Raw genomic sequence first — 2,208 nt, 5'->3', positions numbered from 1 at the left:
CCCTTGCCCCCACCCTGCCCTCCCCCGCAAGCGGGAGGGGGTTCCCAGCGTTCCCGGTCGACGCGCCGGCTTTCCTGCTCACACGATCCGGGCGGCGTCCGCGAAGGCGAGGCGCGGCAGGCGGGGCATCACCTTTTCCGGGTCGCCGTGGCCGATGGCGGCGATGAAATTGGTCTTCACCGTGCCGCCGGGGAAGAATTCCGCGTCCACCTTGGCCGCGTCGAAGCCGGACATGGGACCCACGTCCAGGCCCAGCGCCCGCGCCGCGAGGATGAGATAGGCGCCCTGCAGCGAGGAATTGCGGAAGGCGTGGGGCTCGATGGCCGCCGGGTTGTTCACGAAGATGTCGCGGAAGCCCGGATTGTGCGGGAACACCTCGGGGATCTTGTCGTGGAAGGCGAGGTCATAGCCGATGATCGCGATGACCGGCGCGGCGAGCGCCTTCAGGTTGCCCTGCGACAGGGCCGGGCGCAGGCGCTCCTTGGCCTCGGCGCTGGAAACGAAGACGAAGCGGGCAGGCTGGGTGTTGGCCGAGGTGGGGCCATACTTGACCAGGTCGTAGAGGGCGCGGATCTCCGCCTCGGTCACCGGCTGGTCGGTCCAGCCGTTCTGGGAGCGGGCGTCGAGGAACAGGCGGTCGATGGCGGCCTGGTCGATCTTGGTGGTCATGCTGAAAGGTCCTTGGGGCAGCCGGAGCGCGCCGCGTGCCTGGACCCGCGCGCGTCCCGGATCGGTGATCGTCGCATGGGACGTAGGACGGTACGGATAGCGGTACAATGGCCCGGCCTGCAAGCGCGCCCTTGCACCGGTGCACGCGGGCTGGCATCAGCGCTTCTGATCGATCGTCCACCGCAATTGATGGGTGCTCCGCCGCCGAAGCCTCTATAAGTCGCGGCCTGTCCCGATCGCCAGTTCCGCGAGCCTGCCATGAATTCGCGTGCGTTCCCTTCGCCGGAAAACCCTTCCGCCCCCCCTGCGTCGCCCGACCTGCCGCTGACGCCCGTCGGCGCGGGGGAAGACCCCTATCTGGAGCGGGTGCGCGACCACATCCGCACCCTGCCGGAGAGCGGCATCGTCGAGGTGATGAATTACGGCCGCGACCGCCCAGGCATGATCCCGCTCTGGGCCGGGGAGGGGGACGTGCCGACCCCGCCCTTCATCTGCGAGGCGGCGGCGGCGGCGCTGCACGCCGGCGAGACCTTCTACACCTGGCAGCGCGGCCTGCCGGAGCTGCGCATCGCCATCGCCCGCTACATGGCGCGTACCTATGGCGTTGCGGAAAATCCCGACCGCTATTTCGTCACCGGTTCGGGCATGCAGGCGATCCATATCGCGCTGGCCATGGCGGTGGGGGCGGGGGACGAGGTGATCATTCCCTCCCCGTCCTGGCCCAATGCCGCTGCCGCCGCGCAGAAGGCCGGGGCGCGGCCGGTCTACGTGCCTTTCGCCTATGGCGCGGACGGCTTCAGCCTCGACCATCAGCGGCTGGCGGCGGCCATCACCCCGCGCACCCGCGCCATCTTCCTCAACACCCCGGCCAATCCCACCGGCTTCGTCGCCACTCCCGACGACCTGAAGGCGGTGCTGGCCCTGGCCCGCCGGCACGGCCTGTGGATCATCGCCGACGAGATCTACGGCCGCTTCTATTATGGGGAGGAGCCCCGCGCCCCGTCCTTCCATGACGTGATGGACGAGGGCGACCACATCCTGTTCGTGCAGACCTTCTCCAAGAACTGGGCCATGACCGGCTGGCGCGTGGGCTGGATCGAGGCCGACCCGCGGCTGGGGCAGGTCATCGAGAACCTGATCCAGTATTCCACCTCCGGCGTCGCCGCCTTCATGCAGCGCGGTGCGGTGGCGGCCCTCGATCAGGGCGAGGATTTCGTCGCCGCGCAGATCGACCGCGCCCGCAAGGGCCGCGACCTCGTCGCCGATGCGCTCATCGCCACCGGAAAGGTGGACCTGGTGAAGCCGCCCGGCGCCTTCTACCTGTTCTTCGGCATTGCGGGCCGCAGCGACGTGCGCAGCCTCGGCCTCACCTTGGTGGACGAGGCCAATGTGGGCCTTGCCCCCGGCACGGCGTTCGGTCCCGGCGGGGACGGCTTCATGCGCCTGTGCTTTGCCCGGGGCGATGCCCAGCTCGCCGAGGCGAGCCGCCGCCTCGTGGCCTGGCTCACCGGGCAGGGCCTCACGGGCGACGGGCAGGAG

Annotated in this window: 2 protein-coding genes; one reads left to right on the top strand and one right to left on the bottom strand. The window is 69.8% G+C overall.

Annotated features, from left to right (window positions below; all coding sequences use genetic code 11):
• Positions 1–78: 78 nt before the first annotated feature.
• Entirely contained in the window at positions 79–669 is a 591-nt protein-coding gene (locus K9U41_RS22600; RefSeq protein WP_282643087.1) for a malonic semialdehyde reductase, read from the bottom strand.
• 258 nt (positions 670–927) lie between these two features.
• On the opposite strand from K9U41_RS22600, the gene K9U41_RS22595 reads away from it, so the two are divergent.
• The coding region (locus K9U41_RS22595) for a pyridoxal phosphate-dependent aminotransferase (protein WP_282643086.1) at positions 928–2,208 on the top strand (1,281 nt) is incomplete at its 3' end.

This window comes from Xanthobacter autotrophicus (genome assembly GCF_029991245.1).
Lineage (GTDB): Bacteria > Pseudomonadota > Alphaproteobacteria > Rhizobiales > Xanthobacteraceae > Xanthobacter > Xanthobacter autotrophicus_C.
Note: the sequence above shows the minus strand (reverse complement) of the source record. Positions and strands in the feature narration are given on the sequence as shown.

What these genes read in the sequence shown, in the direction of transcription:
- K9U41_RS22600 (WP_282643087.1), bottom strand. Translation starts at nt 669, where the DNA reads ATGACCACCAAGATCGACCAGGCCGCCATCGACCGCCTGTTCCTCGAC.